14 protein-coding genes are annotated in these 18,921 nt (G+C 27.5%); 1 reads left to right on the top strand and 13 read right to left on the bottom strand.

All coding sequences use genetic code 11. The annotated features are described in order from the left end of the window. Position 1: 1 nt before the first annotated feature. From CM240_RS14190 to CM240_RS14150, 9 genes are all read right to left on the bottom strand, one after another. Positions 2-247, bottom strand: coding sequence for a hypothetical protein (locus CM240_RS14190; RefSeq protein WP_044040162.1), 246 nt, complete (start codon positions 245-247; stop codon positions 2-4). A 64-nt stretch (positions 248-311) separates the two neighbouring features. After that, entirely contained in the window at positions 312-2,426 is a 2,115-nt protein-coding gene (locus CM240_RS18030) for an RCC1 domain-containing protein (RefSeq protein ID WP_051483878.1), read from the bottom strand. Between the two features lie 424 nt (positions 2,427-2,850). Then, positions 2,851-4,626, bottom strand: a complete 1,776-nt coding sequence (locus CM240_RS14180) for an O-antigen ligase family protein (RefSeq protein WP_044040161.1) — start codon at positions 4,624-4,626, stop codon at positions 2,851-2,853. Positions 4,627-4,706: 80 nt separating this feature from the next. Then, positions 4,707-6,560: a hypothetical protein gene (locus tag CM240_RS14175; protein WP_044040160.1), complete on the bottom strand. Its 1,854-nt coding sequence runs from the start codon at positions 6,558-6,560 to the stop codon at positions 4,707-4,709. A 104-nt stretch (positions 6,561-6,664) separates the two neighbouring features. Beyond that, the gene (locus tag CM240_RS14170; protein ID WP_044040159.1) at positions 6,665-7,003 is read right to left on the bottom strand and encodes a hypothetical protein; all 339 of its coding nucleotides are present in this window, start codon (positions 7,001-7,003) and stop codon (positions 6,665-6,667) included. 597 nt (positions 7,004-7,600) lie between these two features. Continuing rightward, entirely contained in the window at positions 7,601-8,701 is a 1,101-nt protein-coding gene (locus CM240_RS14165; protein WP_044040158.1) for a DUF116 domain-containing protein, read from the bottom strand. A 100-nt stretch (positions 8,702-8,801) separates the two neighbouring features. Next, positions 8,802-10,169, bottom strand: a complete 1,368-nt coding sequence (locus CM240_RS14160; protein WP_044040157.1) for an LPXTG cell wall anchor domain-containing protein — start codon at positions 10,167-10,169, stop codon at positions 8,802-8,804. Positions 10,170-10,306: 137 nt separating this feature from the next. Further along, positions 10,307-12,559 carry a 5-methyltetrahydropteroyltriglutamate--homocysteine S-methyltransferase gene (gene metE, locus CM240_RS14155; RefSeq protein WP_044040156.1) on the bottom strand — a complete coding sequence of 751 codons (2,253 nt, stop codon included), beginning with the start codon at positions 12,557-12,559 and terminating at the stop codon, positions 10,307-10,309. Positions 12,560-12,655: 96 nt separating this feature from the next. After that, positions 12,656-13,573 carry a LysR family transcriptional regulator gene (locus tag CM240_RS14150; RefSeq protein ID WP_044040155.1) on the bottom strand — a complete coding sequence of 306 codons (918 nt, stop codon included), beginning with the start codon at positions 13,571-13,573 and terminating at the stop codon, positions 12,656-12,658. Between the two features lie 228 nt (positions 13,574-13,801). On the opposite strand from CM240_RS14150, the gene rpsD reads away from it, so the two are divergent. Further along, positions 13,802-14,401, top strand: a complete 600-nt coding sequence (gene rpsD / locus CM240_RS14145) for a 30S ribosomal protein S4 (protein ID WP_044040154.1) — start codon at positions 13,802-13,804, stop codon at positions 14,399-14,401. 381 nt (positions 14,402-14,782) lie between these two features. Here rpsD and CM240_RS14140 read toward each other — a convergent pair whose 3' ends face one another. The 4 genes from CM240_RS14140 to CM240_RS14125 all read right to left on the bottom strand — a co-directional run bounded on the left by CM240_RS14140 (position 14,783) and on the right by CM240_RS14125 (position 18,920). Then, the gene (locus tag CM240_RS14140; protein ID WP_044040153.1) at positions 14,783-15,022 is read right to left on the bottom strand and encodes a hypothetical protein; all 240 of its coding nucleotides are present in this window, start codon (positions 15,020-15,022) and stop codon (positions 14,783-14,785) included. Between the two features lie 55 nt (positions 15,023-15,077). Then, positions 15,078-17,048 (bottom strand): ABC transporter permease, encoded by a 1,971-nt coding sequence (locus CM240_RS14135; protein WP_044040152.1) that lies wholly within the window; start codon positions 17,046-17,048, stop codon positions 15,078-15,080. After that, positions 17,041-17,808 (bottom strand): ABC transporter ATP-binding protein, encoded by a 768-nt coding sequence (locus CM240_RS14130; RefSeq protein ID WP_044040151.1) that lies wholly within the window; start codon positions 17,806-17,808, stop codon positions 17,041-17,043. Before CM240_RS14130 ends, CM240_RS14135 begins: the two co-directional genes overlap by 8 nt. Positions 17,809-17,915: 107 nt before the next feature. Further along, positions 17,916-18,920, bottom strand: a complete 1,005-nt coding sequence (locus CM240_RS14125; protein WP_051483877.1) for a sensor histidine kinase — start codon at positions 18,918-18,920, stop codon at positions 17,916-17,918. Position 18,921: the final 1 nt, after the last annotated feature.

Below are 18,921 nucleotides of genomic sequence, written 5' to 3'. Positions count from 1 at the left end.
TTTAATCAACATAATTCATATATTCGCCTAAGTCCTTAAGGGTCTTAATATACTCTCCAACACCATATATTATCCAAGATAAAGGCATGTATAGAATTAAAAAACCTACTGATGCTAAAATTCCAAAAATTAATTCTCCTGTAATTGTTTTTACTAAGAAACATGCTCCAACAGAAGCTATAATAGATACGATAAAAATAACACCAGCTAATTTTGTAAGTTTATTTCCAACATCTTTAATAAGCATTGTAGTCTCCCCCCCTATTTCTTTTTAAAAAGCACTAAACTTTTCGTTTAGTGCCTAACTTATACTATTGTGCTTTTATATTAAACCATCCTTGAACTTCACATTGTCCATCATTATTTTCTCCTGTTGCTACTACTGTTCCATCTTTTTCAATACCAACAGTATGAACATCTCCAGCATCAATAGCAACTATATCAGACCACTCTGAAACTTCACATTGTTCATAAGCATTATATCCAGCAGCTAATACCTTTCCATCAGCTCTTAAACCAACAGTATGATATCTTCCACATTCAATACCTATGATATTTGTCCAACTTGATACATTACATTCTTCATACTTATTTGATCCAGTTGCTAATACTGTTCCATCAGCTCTTAAACCAATAGTATGATATCTTCCACATTTTACTGAAACTACATTAGTCCAATCTGCAACATCACATTGCTTATAAGTATTGCTACCAGTAGCTACCACTGTTCCGTCAGCTCTTAAGCCTACAGTGTGATCATTACTAGTAGATACTTCAATAACGTCTGTCCAAGTATCTACATCACATTGTCCATCCTCATTATATCCTTTTGCAAATACTGTTCCATCAGCTCTTACCCCTATAGTACTATATTCAGCAATAGCTATAGATACCACATCTCTCCAAGTGGACACATTACATTCTTCATACTTATTATATCCTACTGCTAATACTGTTCCATTACTAGTTAAACCGACAGCATGTGAGTTACTAATCTTTACATCAATTATATCAGCCCATTTATCTACTTCACATTGACCATCTTCATTACTTCCAACGGCGATTACACCACCGTCACTCTTTAATGCGATAGTATTATAATCTGATGATGATACTGCTACTATATCTCTAAATTTAGCAACATTACATTGATCATATTTATTATATCCTGTAGCTACTACAGTACCATCTTCTCTTATTGCTGCAGTATGATAACCACTTGTAGTTATATTTTTTTTGATTCTATTGTAGGCCTCCATGTCTTCGTTTTTTTTAACACTTCTTATAGAATTGTTTATCGAGTTCTCATTTTGGCCTAATATGGGTGACCTCCTAGATCTAGGATCATCTATAGGCTCTCTTCTGCCTCTTAGATCATCCATGGAATCGTGCCTGCCTCTTAGGTCATCCATAGGCATAGAATCTCTTCTACCTCTGATATCCTCTACAGGCTCCCTAACGGATCTTAAATCATCCATAGGTTCTCTTCTGTTTCTTAAATCGTCCATTGGCTCTCTCATTGATCTTAAGTCATCCATTGGTTCTCTCATTGATCTTAAGTCGTCCATTGGTTCTCTTCTGTTTCTTAAGTCATCCATTGGCTCCCTCATTGATCTTAAGTCGTCCATTGGTTCTCTTCTGTTTCTTAAGTCATCCATTGGCTCTCTCATTGATCTTAAGTCGTCCATTGGCTCTCTTCTGTTTCTTAAGTCATCCATTGGCTCTCTCATTGATCTTAAGTCGTCCATTGGTTCTCTTCTGTTTCTTAAGTCATCCATTGGCTCTCTCATTGATCTTAAATCGTCCATTGGTTCTCTTCTGTTTCTTAAGTCATCCACTGGCTCACCCATTGATCTTAAATCATCCATGGATTCTCTTGGTACTCTTACATCACCTGTAATTTCTCTTCTATTTAATCCATTTGTATTAAAGGTATCATTTCTTCTAGCATTCCTCATTGCTTCTCTATCCATATAGTCATCATTTGCATTTACTCCACCATATCTTCCATCATCTTCGATATCTTCTATAGCTCTTACATTAATTCTACTAGTAGCCTCTTTAACTTCTTTTCTAACTTCTTTAACTTCTTTAGCTATTTCATTAGTTAAAATATCTTGCATTCCCAAGATATCCTTAGTAGTAGGTGTACTAGATTGTCTAAGCATCACTTTCTCTAAAGTTTCTTCATTCCTTTTCATTGATTGTGACATTTCTTTTGTAGTAAGTAATAACTCACCTAAACCACAAACGGACCAAGAAACTGGGACATATATTATCATAATAGCTACAACAGCAGCAATCCCATATATAGGATTCCCTGTAACATTTGATACTAATGCGAATGCTCCCCCAGACACTACAATAGAAACCCAAAAGAGTCCTTCGCCTAACACTGTTAGCTTGTTCCCAACATTTTTAAACATTTTTCCTCCCCCTTTATTGTTAATGTTCAACGCCCTTATGCAAATTACCTAACTATTTATTTTTTTACAATACCTACTATAAATTCTACAATATTTTATTGCAATTTACAAGTATACCTATATATTTTATTATTTTCTTTTTCATTAACCATATTAATGCATTAAATATCACTATTTTTTTATTAAAATCTATACAAATCATCATTAAGTTTCTATAGTTTCTATATTGATTTTAAAATTTTATATGAATATTGTAATTTATTAAATAGTCCGCAATATATTTATCGAATTTTTTTTCTTGGCCTTAACAATTTTTCAACTATTTTACCATTTTTCTTATAGAACAATTTTTTGAAAATATAAAACAAAAATCCCAGAGTATAACACTAGGATTTTCATTTATTTTATTCTGAAATTTCTTTTTTTAGTAAAATCTTTTCTTCGATAATTCACTTCTATCTTCTTGTATATCATTATACTTTTTCATAATTTTATTACATCTATCTTCATATTTCACGCCTGTATTTTCTCCAACTTTTCTTAACATATCACAATAATTTTCATAGACATTTAAATTATACTTCTGCAATTTTAAATTCTTTTCATAATAATATGAAGCTTTATCAACATCATTTAATTCTCCATATGCCATAGCAAGATCACCATAAATGTACAATTGCCTATTATTTATATTTACCCGATCTTCTATAACTTCTATTCCTTTTTTTATGTTTTCAGTATCATCGCTATCTGAATAAAGTCCTACATAACCTTTAAATTGAAATTCTGCTCCTATATTATCACCTACAGTAATATTTTCTAGAACCTTTCCAACCGATATAGTTGCTTTATAATATCTATTTTCAAATAGCATCTGAGCTGAAAAATTCATAATGGATATTATAGATATATATAATGCTATAACTGCAACTGGAATAAATATAGGTTTAGTATTAAATTCTACATATATATTTTCATTTCCAGAAAACCCTACAATAAGCGCTATCGCAAGTATAGTAAACATGTAAGCAAAATTGAAATCAAGAATACTATGACAATATATTGTAAGATATAATGCTAAATAATATAATTTTCTCTTATGTGATCCTTTTAAGATAACAACAAGACCAACTATAAATACAAGTATAAATGATATTAATCCTATCCATCCCATATCATATAAAGCTTGTCCAAATGCATTATGAACATATCTAACATCATAAAATCCAGTTTGGAATGATCCTTGATTATACATATATGTATTAATTCCTCCTCCAAAAGGATTTTTACATACATATCTTATAACATCCTCAAAATATCCTATTCTAAGTTGAAATTCAGGAGAACTTATAGACATTGCTGATAGTCTATTTATCAAATTATTATTTGTAAAAATAACAACTATAATACTTATAGGTACTGCTATGACAGTTATTATATTTATTATCTTCATATATTTATCATTGATAAGGTAGTAATACATAATTATTAGTATAGGCAATACTAGAGCTATTGCTAATCCAAGCTTTTCTATTAAAAGATACATAGCTGTAGATATCAACATATTAAATACAAAGATAAAATTCCACTTTTTATTTTCTCTTTTATAAATTAATATATCAATAACTAAAAATATAGCTAAATATAACAAAGAATTCCTTGATCCAGTAAATAATAGCCCTAAAACAAAAACTATATCTAGGATTTCTTTTAATGAATCTCTTTCTCTTATTCTATTAAAATATAATGCCATAAGCATAACTAAAGCATAACTATTAGCATATCCTATATTTCCATCAATTCTTCCTTCTAATATGCCACCCCTGGATATAGCCCCTTGCAAAACAATATAAAATACAGATCCTATAGCAATAGTATATGTTAATATTTTTAATAATTTTTCTTCATCCTCTTTATAGTACGAGAAAATTAAATACAAAAGAACTAAGGATATATATATGGCAACTCCCTGTAACGAATCTATAGTTAACGATGTCCTAAATAATGATAGTACTGATACTACCCCTAAAACTAAAATAGAAACTAAATATGTTTTATTCCCTTTTATTTTCTTTAAACCAAATACCGAAAAAGCAGCTATTATAAGTATCAATATTCCATTAACATTATCTTGATTCATATACTTATACGGCGCTAAAAAAATCATAGCTGTCATAATGTACAAAAATATATTTCTCATTACCTTCCCCTTCTACAAAAATAATGGAGTAAGAAAATCTTACTCCATTATTTTATATCATATTTCCATTTATAACAATATTATATACGTCTTCTAAGGAAAATAAATGCTCCAATTGATATTAAAATAAGCGATGCCATTGATATTGTCTTTATATTTATTAATGATCCTGTTTCTTCAAGAGTATCTGGAGTCGGTACCGCTACTGTCTCTGCTATAATAAATTTTGAAAAATGATTAGTATTAAATGTAACATCATTTCCATTAACTCTACTAGACATCATTTCAAATTCTTCGCTGCCTTCATTATAATAAAATACAACTGCTTTCTCTTTATCTAATGATTCTATTTCATTTTCTAGTAAAGTTAATTTAATATCACTAGAACCATCAGCGAAGTTATGTATATCAATTTCTCCATTACTATTTACAATAGATAGATTAAAATTAAATATCTTATTTACAGCTTTTAAATTTTTAATTATTTCAGTATTATCTTCTGTATAAAATCTAAATCTAATACCTTCTGCTCCATCTAACAATTTTTTATTCATTACAGAAAAAGGAATGTTAATTGTTGCATTGTTACTGATTTCTACTATTAAAGAACCTACTCCATTTTTTATAGATTCTATATCCTTTATAAATAGTTCTATTCCTCTCATTCCTTCTTCTAATGTTATATTAAATCCATTAGCAGTATTAGGATCAAGACTTTCTATCGTTGCTTTACAGAATCCGCTCCCTATATTTTCTACATTGCTCTCTTCAATAATTTTTGTACCTTCTGGAAAGTTATTTTCCTTTTGAATCTCCGATACACTTGCACCATTTTTATTAATTGATGTATATCCATAAGGTGACGCTACTATAATATTTTTTTCATCATAAACAAATAAACGATTCATATCAACACAAATTTCATATTTCCTTGAAAGAATATCATTTTCTATCTTTGAAACATATTTTTTATCATTAACTCTCTCTATTAACCATATATTATCATCAATATCTTTTGAAAACGTCTCAATATATCCTCCAAATGTTTTATTCAAAATATATTTGTTATTTTCAAAAATATATTCATAAAGACATGTTTCTTCAGAGTCTTTTTTTATGTATACTTTATCACCAATTACTGCTATACTATCTCTATTGTAAAAATTACAATTTTCTATAATTCCTCTTGTAAGTATTTCATCATCTTTAATTCTAGTAATATAATAACATGAATCGCTTTCCATAAACTCAACTATATCTATAGTGTTATCTTTTTCAAAATATATGTCCAATGAATTACTTTTAGATACATAATTGCATTTTTCATTTAATACTACATTATATTTTTCTGCATTGCCTTCATTATATATAGTTAAAGTATATACATCTATTGTGTTACCTTCATTATCATATTTTGTATTTTTATTAATAGTATATTTTTCAATGTTCTCTTCAGTATAGTTTGTACTATATTTCTCATTTACCTTTAATAGTGTATTTTCTAAGTTTCCATTATAATTTTTTTCTTCATTGTTTATCTTATCAGCTCTCAAACTATTATTATCAAAATCAAACTGAATTTTTTTCATATTTATATCATCACTATATATAAATTCGCATTTTTCACCTTTACCTTGAAAATCACTAATCCAATGCTCTTTAGAAATTTTAGTAATAGGCTTTTCAATATTATTATCTAGTAATGATACATTTGTTGTATAACTTTCCTCATCAGCATTTTCCTTCTCTATATATTGAATTATAGATTTATTTTTATACATTATTGCTGACTTTAAATAACCAATATTGTAATTTAGATATTTTTCAACTTTAATAGTATCATTTTGATCTACTGCTAAAATATCTATTGGTATACTTACAATAGCTAATATGTAGGCCATCATTATAGCTATCATTTTTGTAATTTTCCTCACTATTACATCCCCCTATGTCCTTCATACACATAAGGAAATGATACCATATACCACTTTGTTCTTCAAGTTTTTGACACATTTTGTATCATCTTTCTTTTGGATTCTTATTTCTTTTTTATGATTTTAAGAATACAATACTTTACTTGATTATCTGGTAATACTCCACTATCTAAATATCTTTTTACCATTGAAATATAAGCTTTATCAATAGGATCTATAATATATTTATTGACATGATAACCATACCCTATTATATTTCCAAAAGATACAATTATGCTTATTATATAAATGAATATATCACCAGTAATGACCCATGAATGATATCCTGCCCCTGTAATAATTAGCACCATTAGAATAGCAATTGAAACTATTAGTAAATATATAGTTTTTCTCATTATTCTAAAAGGCAATGTTTTACTTCGAATTTCAAAATCTTCTCCCATTTTCATTACTCCTTTATATAATTTTTTTTATTCCTATATAGGTTATATAATACTGTATTAAGTATATAATTATACACTTTATATTTCAATATTGTTATTTTTTACCTCATGCTCATATTATCAATTTATCTCTTTAAAGCTCACTAAAACATTATTTTTCTTATGTTATTAACTTCTAATATATTTCTATATACAAAAAGATTTTGCATAATGGATTATATAAATTTAAGTTTAACAGTGCACAAGTAATAGGGCACAAGGCACAAGTAAGGTGAAAATTCCTCTTTAGGAGGAATTTTATTATAGTCCTGCGGACAGCAAAGTATTTTCATATTTACAATAGATACAAAAAATTATGTTATAATTCGTAACCCAAGCCTCATAAAAGTACAACTTTCATTAATCCCCTGTAAGATATCATCACAATGACAATTTTAATAATAAAATAAGTGCGGTGATACCAAATTTTAATATCACCGCACTTATAATCTAAGAAATTCCGTAGGAATTTCCTCCAAACCTGTGCCATGTGCCTTGAAACCTGTGCACTGGTCTACAAATTTTCATATTTGTCATAGCAAAAGCCTCTTTTTAAATCTATATTCCATTATATATTTTATAAAATCTTTCAATACTAATATTAGTACTTATAGCCTCTTTTCTCCAATGCTTATCACAACCACAATAATTTAAAGGAACACATTGTGGAATAAATCCCATTCTCAGTGCTTTCCATCCTCCTGATAGAAGATTAAGAGGACATGCTATACCAATAATACCAACAGCTTTTTTACTTGACACCGAAAACAGTGCCGTTTCATGAGGTATTATTATTGTATCAAAGTTTTTCTCTAGTCCTAATTTAGTAATTCTATGAATACTACACGATTCCGTACACCCCTTGCACTTATATCCTTGTTTGGCTTTTTCTCTCATACATTTTCTTTCATAACCTCTCATACAATCTGGTAAAAAAACAATTCTATCTTTACATTTTTTAAATTCTTCTCTATAGACTTTATTCATTATTTCCGCTGCTACCATATTTAAATGATATTGTACCTCGCTTCTTCCACAATAAATAATATCTTCTTTGTTATTATGATCTTTTTTATATTGTTTTAAATAACTATCAACATTCTCAGTGTATTTTCCTAAGTACTCTTTGCCTATACTTATAAACCACTGATTTAATTTGTTACAATAAGCAAAAAAAACACTATTGTAATTATCATCTTTTTCTTTTAAAAAACTAATCCACTTCTTTATTCTTTCTACTTCTTCCTTAAAGTCCCCTGTGGCTTCCATCCATCTTGTAATATACTCAAGTTCTTTCAATGACATAGTTCCTTTAAACTCCGTCGTTCTAATTAAAACTTTTGTAGCTAATCTTCCCCTTAGTTTATCTACTTTTTCTTTATATTTTCCATTTCTAAGCTTTATTAAAATATTAAAAATACTTTTAGGTATATTTTTAAATTCCACACCATTCCCTATATATTCATTAATAATAACAGATATAAAAAGAATCTCTATGCTATACTCTTCCTTACTTCTTCCTTCCCTAGTTTCCTTCATAAAATCATTAATATATCTACCCGCTTCATCTATTATTTTTTTCGATACAATATCTGATAATTTTTCTACAGTAGAATAATATTCTGAGCAATTATATATCTCATAGGTATTCCCATTCATAGCCCTCACCCCAAATAAATTTATTTATCATATAGCTTATATATTAATTATATAGAAATGTCGTATAAGAGTGTATTATTCCTATACGACATTTTCTATATTATTTTCTTTTTATTGCCAATACTATTCCTGCACTACTTAGTAATGTTCCTACAAGTAAAAGAATACTTCTACTAAATGCTGAACCCGTTTTAGTTAATGTATCCAAGTTACTCTTTTTATCATTTATATTTGTTACTTTATCATCATTATTACCGTTATCGTCTATAATTTTATTATTATCATTTTCAGTTGGATTAGAAACTTCATTTTTATCAGGATTTACTTCTTCCTCATCTTCTTTATCGTATGTTTCATTTCCTACATTTATTGCTGTAAATTTCTCATCTCCTGATACAATTACATTATTATCATCATATACATTAATAGTATTCATATCAATTAGTACTTCAAATTTATTTATCATTTCTGTGCCATCTAATTTAGAAACAAACATACTATCATTATCTTTATTTAGTACCCATATTTTATTATTAATATCTGTAGTAAAATCAGATACATTTTTAATAGTATCTTTCTTCATATATTTCCCGTCTTCTAAAATATATTTTTGTAATCCATCTTTATATAAGAAATATAAATCATTATCTACTATTTCACTTCTATACCATTTTTCAACTTCACCTTGAAGATCAAAATCGGTAATACTATCTTTTTCTATTTTAGAAATATAATCTTTTGATCCATTTTTACTATCAGTACATCTAAATGTAATTACATTATTATTATATGATATTAATGATGGATATCCTTTTACAGGATAGACTTTAAAATCATCATAATTTTCACTAATAAAAATGTATTCACCCATCGGTGTTATTACCTCATTGTTTACATCAATTATATATGCATAACAATAATCTAACCTATTTCCTTTTTTATCATAAGATATATAGTTTACTACATTTTCAGCTACCAATCTGTTATATTGATTTTTATATTTCTCAGAAAATATTTTTATAAGTTCATCATTAGATAATTGATTTTTATCAATTTTACTAGACTTATTAGTAACAAGATCATAACTAAAGTCCTCTTCTTTTGAATTTTGGATATGAGTAATATAAGCTTTTTTTCCAATTTTACTACTTAATCCTACTCCTACATTTCTACCTAAGTTCATAATATCCTTACTTGTTCCATCATTAAGTAAGCATAAGTATCCTTGCATTTTGTTCAAATCTAGCAACCCATTATTTTCAGTTTTATCGCCTTCATATCGACTTTCAATATATACGGCTCTATCCTTATACATTGATACTGAACTAATGCTTCCTACATTGTAGTTAAAATACTGTGGTGCCACAGTTTCAATAGTTTTCGCGGATACTATATCCCCTATTGGAAATACTGATACTACTATTATATATAGCAATATCCATCCGAGTATTTTTTTCATCTTTCCCATTTTCTACCTCCATTATTTGTATATTACTTCTAGATATTATCATTTTTTACCTTATATTTCAACTTAATCTCGTACAAAGCAGAAAATAGTCGATAATTATAAAATTATCGACTATTTAGGCAGTTTCTTATTATTCTCTATATCACTTCTCTTATCTCCTTTGTAGCTTTTACCATATTCCTTAAACTTTCTATTGTTTCCTTTTCTCCTCTAGTTTTTAAACCGCAATCAGGATTTATCCATAAATCTTCTTTGTCTATATTCTCTCGTAATTTTTTAATTAAGCAAATTATTTCCTTTTTACTTGGTACCCTTGGAGAATGAATATCATAGACACCGGGGCCAACTTCTGTCTCAAAATTAACTTGTTTTAGATATTCTACAATATCAAGATTTGATTTTGATGATTCAAAAGATATTACATCAGCATCCATGTTATCTATATCTTTTACAATATCCTTAAATTCGCTATAACACATATGAGTATGAATCTGTGTAGTAGCTTCAACTTTACTATGCACTAATCTAAATGCTTTTATAGCCCAATCTAAATACTCAGTATACCAATCTGCCTTTCTAAGTGGTAACTTTTCTTTAATAGCAGCTTCATCTATTTGAATAATCTTAATTCCCGCCTTCTCAAGATCTAACACCTCATCTCTAATAGCACCTCCTATTTGAAATGCCATATCTCTTAGTGATATATCTTCTCTTGGGAAAGACCAATTAAGAATAGTAACAGGGCCTGTAAGCATACCTTTTACCGGCTTCTTAGTTAAACTTTGTGCATATTTACTATACTCTACAGTAATAGGCTTTATTCTTGTTATGTCTCCCCATATTATAGGTGGCTTAACACATCTTGTACCGTATGATTGTACCCAAGCCTTTTCAGTGAATAAATATCCATTAAGATTTTCACCAAAATATTCTACCATATCATTTCTTTCATATTCTCCATGTACTAATACATCTATATCTAAGTCTTCTTGCAACTTTATAACATCTTTTATATAGTTCTTTATCTCTTTATCATATTCACTAGATGTTATCTCACCCTGTTTATATTTCTTTCTTATAACTTTCACATCTTTTGTTTGTGGAAACGAACCAATAGTGGTAGTTGGTAATATTGGCAATTTAAAAAATTCCTTCTGTATTTTCTTTCTCTCTTTTCTAGATGGTTTTCTATTAAAATCTTCTTCATTTAAAACTATATGTTTATTCTCTTCCGCTATTCTTCCTTCCTTAAATAGTTCTTTATTCTTTACAAGAAGATTTTCTTCTTTACCACTTAGTATTTTTGATAATTCCTCTAACTCACCTAATTTTTCTTCTGCAAAGGCAAAATATTTCTTCTTATCTTCTTCTAAATTTGTTTCATTATCTAATGTATAAGGAACATGTAATAATGAACATGAAGTATTAAGTACAATTTTATCTGCATAGTTTTCTATTTCTCTTATTAACTCTATTGTTTTACTATAATCATTTCTCCATATATTCTTACCATTTACTATACCTGCAAATAATACTTTTTCCTTTGGAAATCCTTTTTCTTTTATCAATGAAAGTGATTGTTTTCCTTCTATAAAATCAATACCAATACCATAAAAATCTAATTTACATACTTCTTCATATATATCTCTTATATCACCGAAATAACTTTGTAATACTATTTTCAATGATTTACTATTTGTAAACAATCTTGTATACAAATCAGTAAATAATTCTTTATCTTCTTCATTTAAATCCATTACTAAATATGGTTCATGAACTTGTACAACTTCCACTTCTAAACTTACTAGCTTTGAAAGAACTTCATTATAAATATTTAATATATCATAACAAACATCATTTATTCCCTTTTTGCCATTAAATCTAGCTAACTTTAGAAAAGTAAATGGTCCTATGATGCTAGGTGTAGTACGTATATCTAATGATAAAGCTTCTTTGTAGTACTTAACTAAATTATCTACATTACAAGTAAATTTCATATCATCTTCTATTATAGGTACTATATAATGATAATTAGTATTAAACCACTTTTTCATAGGTAATGCTTTAACATCACCTTTTTCTCCTTGATATCCTCTTGCCATAGCAAAATAAGTATCTAGCATATCTACTTTAAGGTTTTTATACTCCTTAGGAATAGCTCCTAAAAGAATTATTGTATCTAACATATTGTCATAGAAAGAAAAATCATTAGATGGAATAAAATCTATACCTTTACGTTTTTGTAGAATCCATTGCTCTTCTCTTATAGATTTTGCAACAGCCTCCAGCTGTTCTTTACTTTCTTCCCCTCTAAAATATTTCTCCGTAGAAAATTTTAATTCTCTTAACTTTCCAACTCTAGGATAACCTATTATTGCTTTGCTATACATATACCTCTTCCTTCCATTTATAACTTAAAGATAATATATCATAACAAAGACATTATAAGATAATTCCAATTTTCTTTAATTAGTTATAGTTTTAACCTATAACCCTTGTACATATTTTCTTGTAATATTCTCTAAAATATTAATATACTCTATGGCTAATTGAGTTAACTTTATATTTTTTTGATTTATCCATCCCACTGTTATTGTTTCTTCACTTTCTATAGGAACAGCTATAATGTTGGGGCCATTTAAATCTTCACTTATAATACCTGTAGAAATTGTATATCCATTAATACCAATAAGTAAATTAAATAAAGTGGCTCTATCATTTACATTTATACTTTTTTTATGCGAAATAGTACTTAGTATTTCTTCTGAAAAATAAAAAGAATTATATTCACCTTGTTCAAAGGACAAACATGGGTAATCTTCTAACTCTTCAAGTTTTATAATCTCTTTCTTGGCTAATGGATTACTTTTACTAATAAATACATACGGTTTTACTGTAAAAAGTTCATGAAACTCTAAATTATAATCTTTAAATAATTTGTTTAAGACCTTCTCATTAAATTGATTTTTATATAAAATACCTATCTCACTTCTAAGATTTCTCACGTCATCTATTATTTCATAAGTTTTTGTTTCTCTAAGATTAAATTCATACTGATCTAATTGATAATTTTTAATTAAATCCACGAAAGCATTTACAACAAAAGCATAATGTTGCGTTGATATAGAAAACTGCCTCACTGACGGTTTAAAATTTATATATCTTTCCTCTAAAAGCTCTGTTTGCTCAATTATCTGTCTTGCATAGCCTAAAAATTCTATTCCTTCCCTAGATGGTCGTACTCCCTTAGTTGTCCTCTCAAAAATACTAATATTAATTTCTTTTTCCAATTCTTTAATAGCTGTTGATAACGTTGGTTGTGAAATAAATAACTTCTTAGCCGCCTTATTAAATGATCCATATTTTGAAATGACTAGAGCATATCTTAATTGTTGTAATTTCACACTATTCTTCCTTTCCTAGATTCATTTTATATTTGGTTAAAATTATACCATATAAATAAAATTGGATAGGCACCCATTAGACATTACTCATAATTTTTGTTTCATTATTTTTATATTTTTTAACTATTTTTAGTATTGATAATAATTTTCATTTACAAACGTTTCTCAATTTGATATATTTAATACAGGCTTAATTTATCGCGGCAATCTTATTAGGAGATGATGAATATGTCAACAATGTTTGGACCTAGGTTTAAGGTCTGCAGAAGATTAGGATTAAATGTTATCGGACATCCTAAAGCCATGAATAGAGCGGTAAAAGGTACTGCAAGAAATGATAAAAAACTTTCTTCTTATGGTACTCAGTTACTAGAAAAACAAAGACTTAGAGCTTACTATGGTGTTTACGAAAAGCAATTTAGAAACTATGTAAAAAAAGCACTTAAAGAAAAAGATTTAACAGGATATGCATTGATTAAAATGCTAGAATGTAGGCTCGATAATATTGTATATCGTCTAGGTTTTGCCTCCTCAATAGCGCAAGCTAGACAAATGGTTAACCATGGACACTTTTTAGTTAATGGAAAGAAAGTAGATATTCCTTCATTCCAAGTTTCTGTGGGAGATGTTATTACTTTAAAAAGTAAATCCCAAAAAATTGAACTTTTTAGAGATAATTTCTTAGATAATATTGTAAACACATTACCCTATTTAACAAAAGATGAAAATAATTTTTCAGGAATCCTTGAAAGATATCCTAATCGTGAAGAAGTGCCAATAGAGATTAATGAAGTTCTAGTGGTAGAGTTTTATTCAAAACTTCAATAAAGTATAAGTATTATGTTTGCTTAAAATTTATTCAGCCAAATTTTAAACATTCTATCTAAACAATAAGAGTTTATATTCTCCTACAAGTTTTTAACTCTTAAGATTTTATACAATACTTTAAAATCACTTAACATTCATTATATCTATACTATAAAATTAAGCTATTTAAAGTACACATTTTAATAAGTAACGAAAAATAACCTCCAGACCTTCAACACCTCTGGAGGTTATTTTTTTCTATCTTCACAGGAACTACTTATTTTTGCCATTAAATTGCCATATTCATATTATATACTAAAAATACAGTAAATAATGTTTGTTAAGTTTTTTCATAATTTTTCCTCTTAAAAGAGTGACTTCTACAAAGGTCATTCTTTTTTATTATCTATCAAAAAAATTTATTATTCCCCTTCCTATCATTAATATTATTTCAAAAATTGCTTCAATAGTTGAAACAATGTCATATGATCTATCAAAAAACCGCTCTCTTTTCTCTCTACGTTTTCTCTCTTCAATAGTTTCATATCCTATTTTATCCATACGTTTTTTTTCTTTTGATCTTCTATGTCTTTCTATTCTTTCTAGTAATGTTAACCGTTCTTTATACCTATTCTTATTCATACAAAGCCCCCCTAAGTTAACATTATTTTACTCGATACTATTAATAAAATCCACTTTAATTATTAACTATTTTATAATAGGTTCTAGCTGTCAGCCTATATACTACAATATATATTATTGCAAAAACTACGCTAGTGCCAAAAATACATTGTATAAATATCTCCGTGCTTCCCACACCAAATAATGCTAACATCTTATTCATCATCTTAAAAGCAAATCCTACATGAATAATCGCTGTTACTAATGGTATAAAAAATACTAATAGAATTTGTTTCTTAATAGATTTTTTTACCTCATAATCACTAATACCTACTTTTTTCATTATCTTAAATCTTTCATTATCTTCATAGCCTTCAGAGATTTGTTTATAATAAATTATAAGCACCATCGCCATTGTAAATAATATACCTAAATATGCTCCAATAAATAGGAAACCACCGTTCATTGCATAATAAGCTTCTCTATCCATAAAAATACTTTGAAAACTAATATTATCACTATTAATTTTATTATAAGTGTTATTACAAAAATTAATACAATCTTCCTTAGATCCCTTTATATCAAATGAAATATAATATTTGTCTTTGTTTAATTCTTCTGTATTAAGACTTTTACCTATTTCATTTAATATTTCTTCATCTTTTACAACTATAAAATATGATTTAATATTAACACTATCTTCTTTGTTCACAAACTTTAATGAAGTAAGTTCTTCCTTTACCTTATAGCTACTATTTCCTAACTTTACAGTATCTTTTTCATACTTCCCTTCATTGGTATAGATAAATATTTCATTTTCATTTAACTTTACATTCGTATTTTCAACTTTTTTATATTTATCTAAAGTAATAAATGCTACACCACAAACACTACTTATATTACTCATAATATTTTCTTTTTCGACAACATTAAATCTATTATTATCTAATGTTGCAATAAATTCTTTATAGTCAAATTCTATTGTATTTTCTTTTACTAAATTGTTCAAATTTAATTCGCTATTAACTGCATCTTCAACAGTATTTTTATCTCCTTTATAATCTCCAAATGTTATTTGAATATCTTGAGGATAACTATTTTTAAGACTAGATTCTTCACCCATATATAAACATACTGTAGTTGAAATAGTTAATAATACAGCTGTACTTAATATACATATATTAGCTAATCCTGCTGCGTTTTGTTTCATACGATAAATCATAGATGAAACAGAAATGAAATTATTTGTACTATAATAAAATTTCTTATTCTTCTTTAATATTTTTAAAAGCGTTATTATTCCTGCTTTGAAAGTGAAATAAGTACCTACTATAACAAAAATCGTAGCTATAAAAAACTTATTTATTGCTGCTAAAGGTGACTCTACAGCAAGTGCTATTTCATAACCTATTATAAGAAATACAACTCCTAATATTGCAGAAAACCATGATGTCTTCGGCATTCTTTCTCCTTTTTGTCCACTTTTTAAAAGTTCAACTGGATTTGTCACTTTTATTTGTATTAAATTCATTATTAATATGGCTATAAAGGTTACTAGAATTAATTTTATTGTCGATATTATTGCCTTAAAGGATATAGAAAATGATAATGTAATATCAAATTTAGCTAAGTTAAGCAATATAAGAAACATCAATTTTCCTATTATAAATCCTCCTAATAACCCCAGTACTATACTAATTGTTACTACTATTACAGTTTCAAAAAAGAATACTTTTGCAATATGCTTTTTTTCCATTCCTAAAATATTATATAATCCTATTTCCTTTTTTCTGTTCTTAATTATGAAACTATTAGTATAAAATAAAAATATCACCGCAAAAATTCCGATAATTGTTGTAGCAAATTTCAGTAACATTTTTACTTGTATACCACATCTCATCATATCTATACCTTCATTAATTGAAATAGCCTTCATTGTATAAAATGTCATAACTATAGCAATGATTGCTAAAATATATGGAAAATATATTTTCCTATTTTTATTAATGTTTGTTTTTGCTAATTTAAAATAGAAAATACTATTCATTTTCTTCTCCTCCTGTACTTAATACAGTAAGGGTATCTGAAATTTTTTCATACATTTCATTATTACTCATTGTTCCACGATATAGTTGATGAAAAACATTACCGTCTTTAATAAATAGCACCCTACTTGCATGACTAGCTGCTTTTGTACTATGAGTTACCATAACAATAGTTTGACCAGCTTCATTTATATCTGCAAATAACTCTAATAGTTCTGTTGCAGATTTTGAATCTAATGCTCCTGTTGGTTCATCTGCCAAAATCAACTTAGGATTTGTAATAAGTGCTCTTGCAACAGCCGCTCTTTGTTTTTGACCTCCTGATACCTCATATGGATATTTTTCTAATATATCCTTAATACATAGTTTTGTAGCTATTGGTTGTAATCTATTATCCATATATTGAAAATCTTTACCTGATAAAACTAATGGTAAAAATATATTATCCTTTAATGAAAAAGTATCTAACAAATTAAAATCTTGAAATACAAATCCTAAATGATTTCTACGGAATGCTGAGATTTCTTTTTCTTTTATATTAAGTATACTATTACCTTCTAATAAGACCTCTCCACTACTTGGTTTATCTAATGCTGCTAATATATTTAACAATGTTGTTTTACCTGATCCTGACTCTCCCATCACAGCAATATATTCTCCTTCCTCAACGGAAAAAGATATATCTTTTAAGGCTTCAACTTTATTTCCCCCAAATCTTGTTGTATATATTTTCTTTAAATTTTTAATCTCTAAAAATGCCATCTCTTTATCCTCCAAATCTTTCTTACAAATTAAGTATAATAAAAAAAGAAATGTATTGCCTTAACCTTTGCTTACATTTCTTCATTTAATCTTACATCTATGTAAGATTACAATATTTCTATATTTTTTCTTGAAAAATCAATGGCAACAGTAGTTCCTTTACCTATTTCAGAATCTATAGTAATTTTATGAGATAAGTTATCTAGTATTTTCTTGCATAAATATAACCCTATCCCCGTGGACTTCCTATCCATCCTTCCATTATATCCTGTAAATCCTCTTTCAAATACTCTTGGAATATCTTCTTTAGCTATACCTATTCCTGTATCTTCTATAACTAAAGTCTCTTTTGACTTACTATCCATATATATTGATATCGTACCTTTCTTTGTATACTTCAATGCATTAGATATAACCTGCTCTAATACAAAAGAAATCCACTTCTCATCAGTTATTACTTCAATATCAATATCTTCTAAATTTAATTTTATCTTTTTATTAATAAAAATTGTTGAATACTTTTTTATCACATCATTAACAATAGATTTTATAGAATAACTTTCTAACCTTAAATCACTAGACATTGTACCCATTCTTACAAAATACAATGCCATCTCAACATATTGTTCTATCTTAAATAGCTCCTGTGATATAGCTCTCTTTTCTTTCCCCAATTCCATTGACTGCAATATCATATGTAATGCTGCAATAGGAGTTTTTATCTGATGTACCCACATTGTATAATACTCTATCATCTCACTAATATTGTTATTAGATGTACCCTCTATCCTCTTGTTTCTTTCGTATAAATTCTTTATAATTTCCTGATAATACTGTTCTAAAAGACATCTACTTTCAGGTAAAGAATCCTCTACATATTGAATATCTCTTAGTATACCTTTCACCTTTATATTATTAGTATAGTATTTGTAAAAATCATATATTGAAAATATCATGGTCAATGTAACTATTAATATAGACGAATATAAAATAGGCTCAAAAGAAATATGATACAAACTATATACAATAAAAAAGATAACTATAAAAGTAACGAAAGCTATTATGATTTTAAATCTCTCTTTTAAATATGATATAAATATGTTACCTTGCACA

The organism is Clostridium bornimense (assembly GCF_000577895.1).
In the GTDB taxonomy this organism is placed as follows: Bacteria; Bacillota; Clostridia; order Clostridiales; family Clostridiaceae; genus Clostridium_AN; species Clostridium_AN bornimense.
This window is presented reverse-complemented; position numbering and strand designations above follow the sequence as displayed.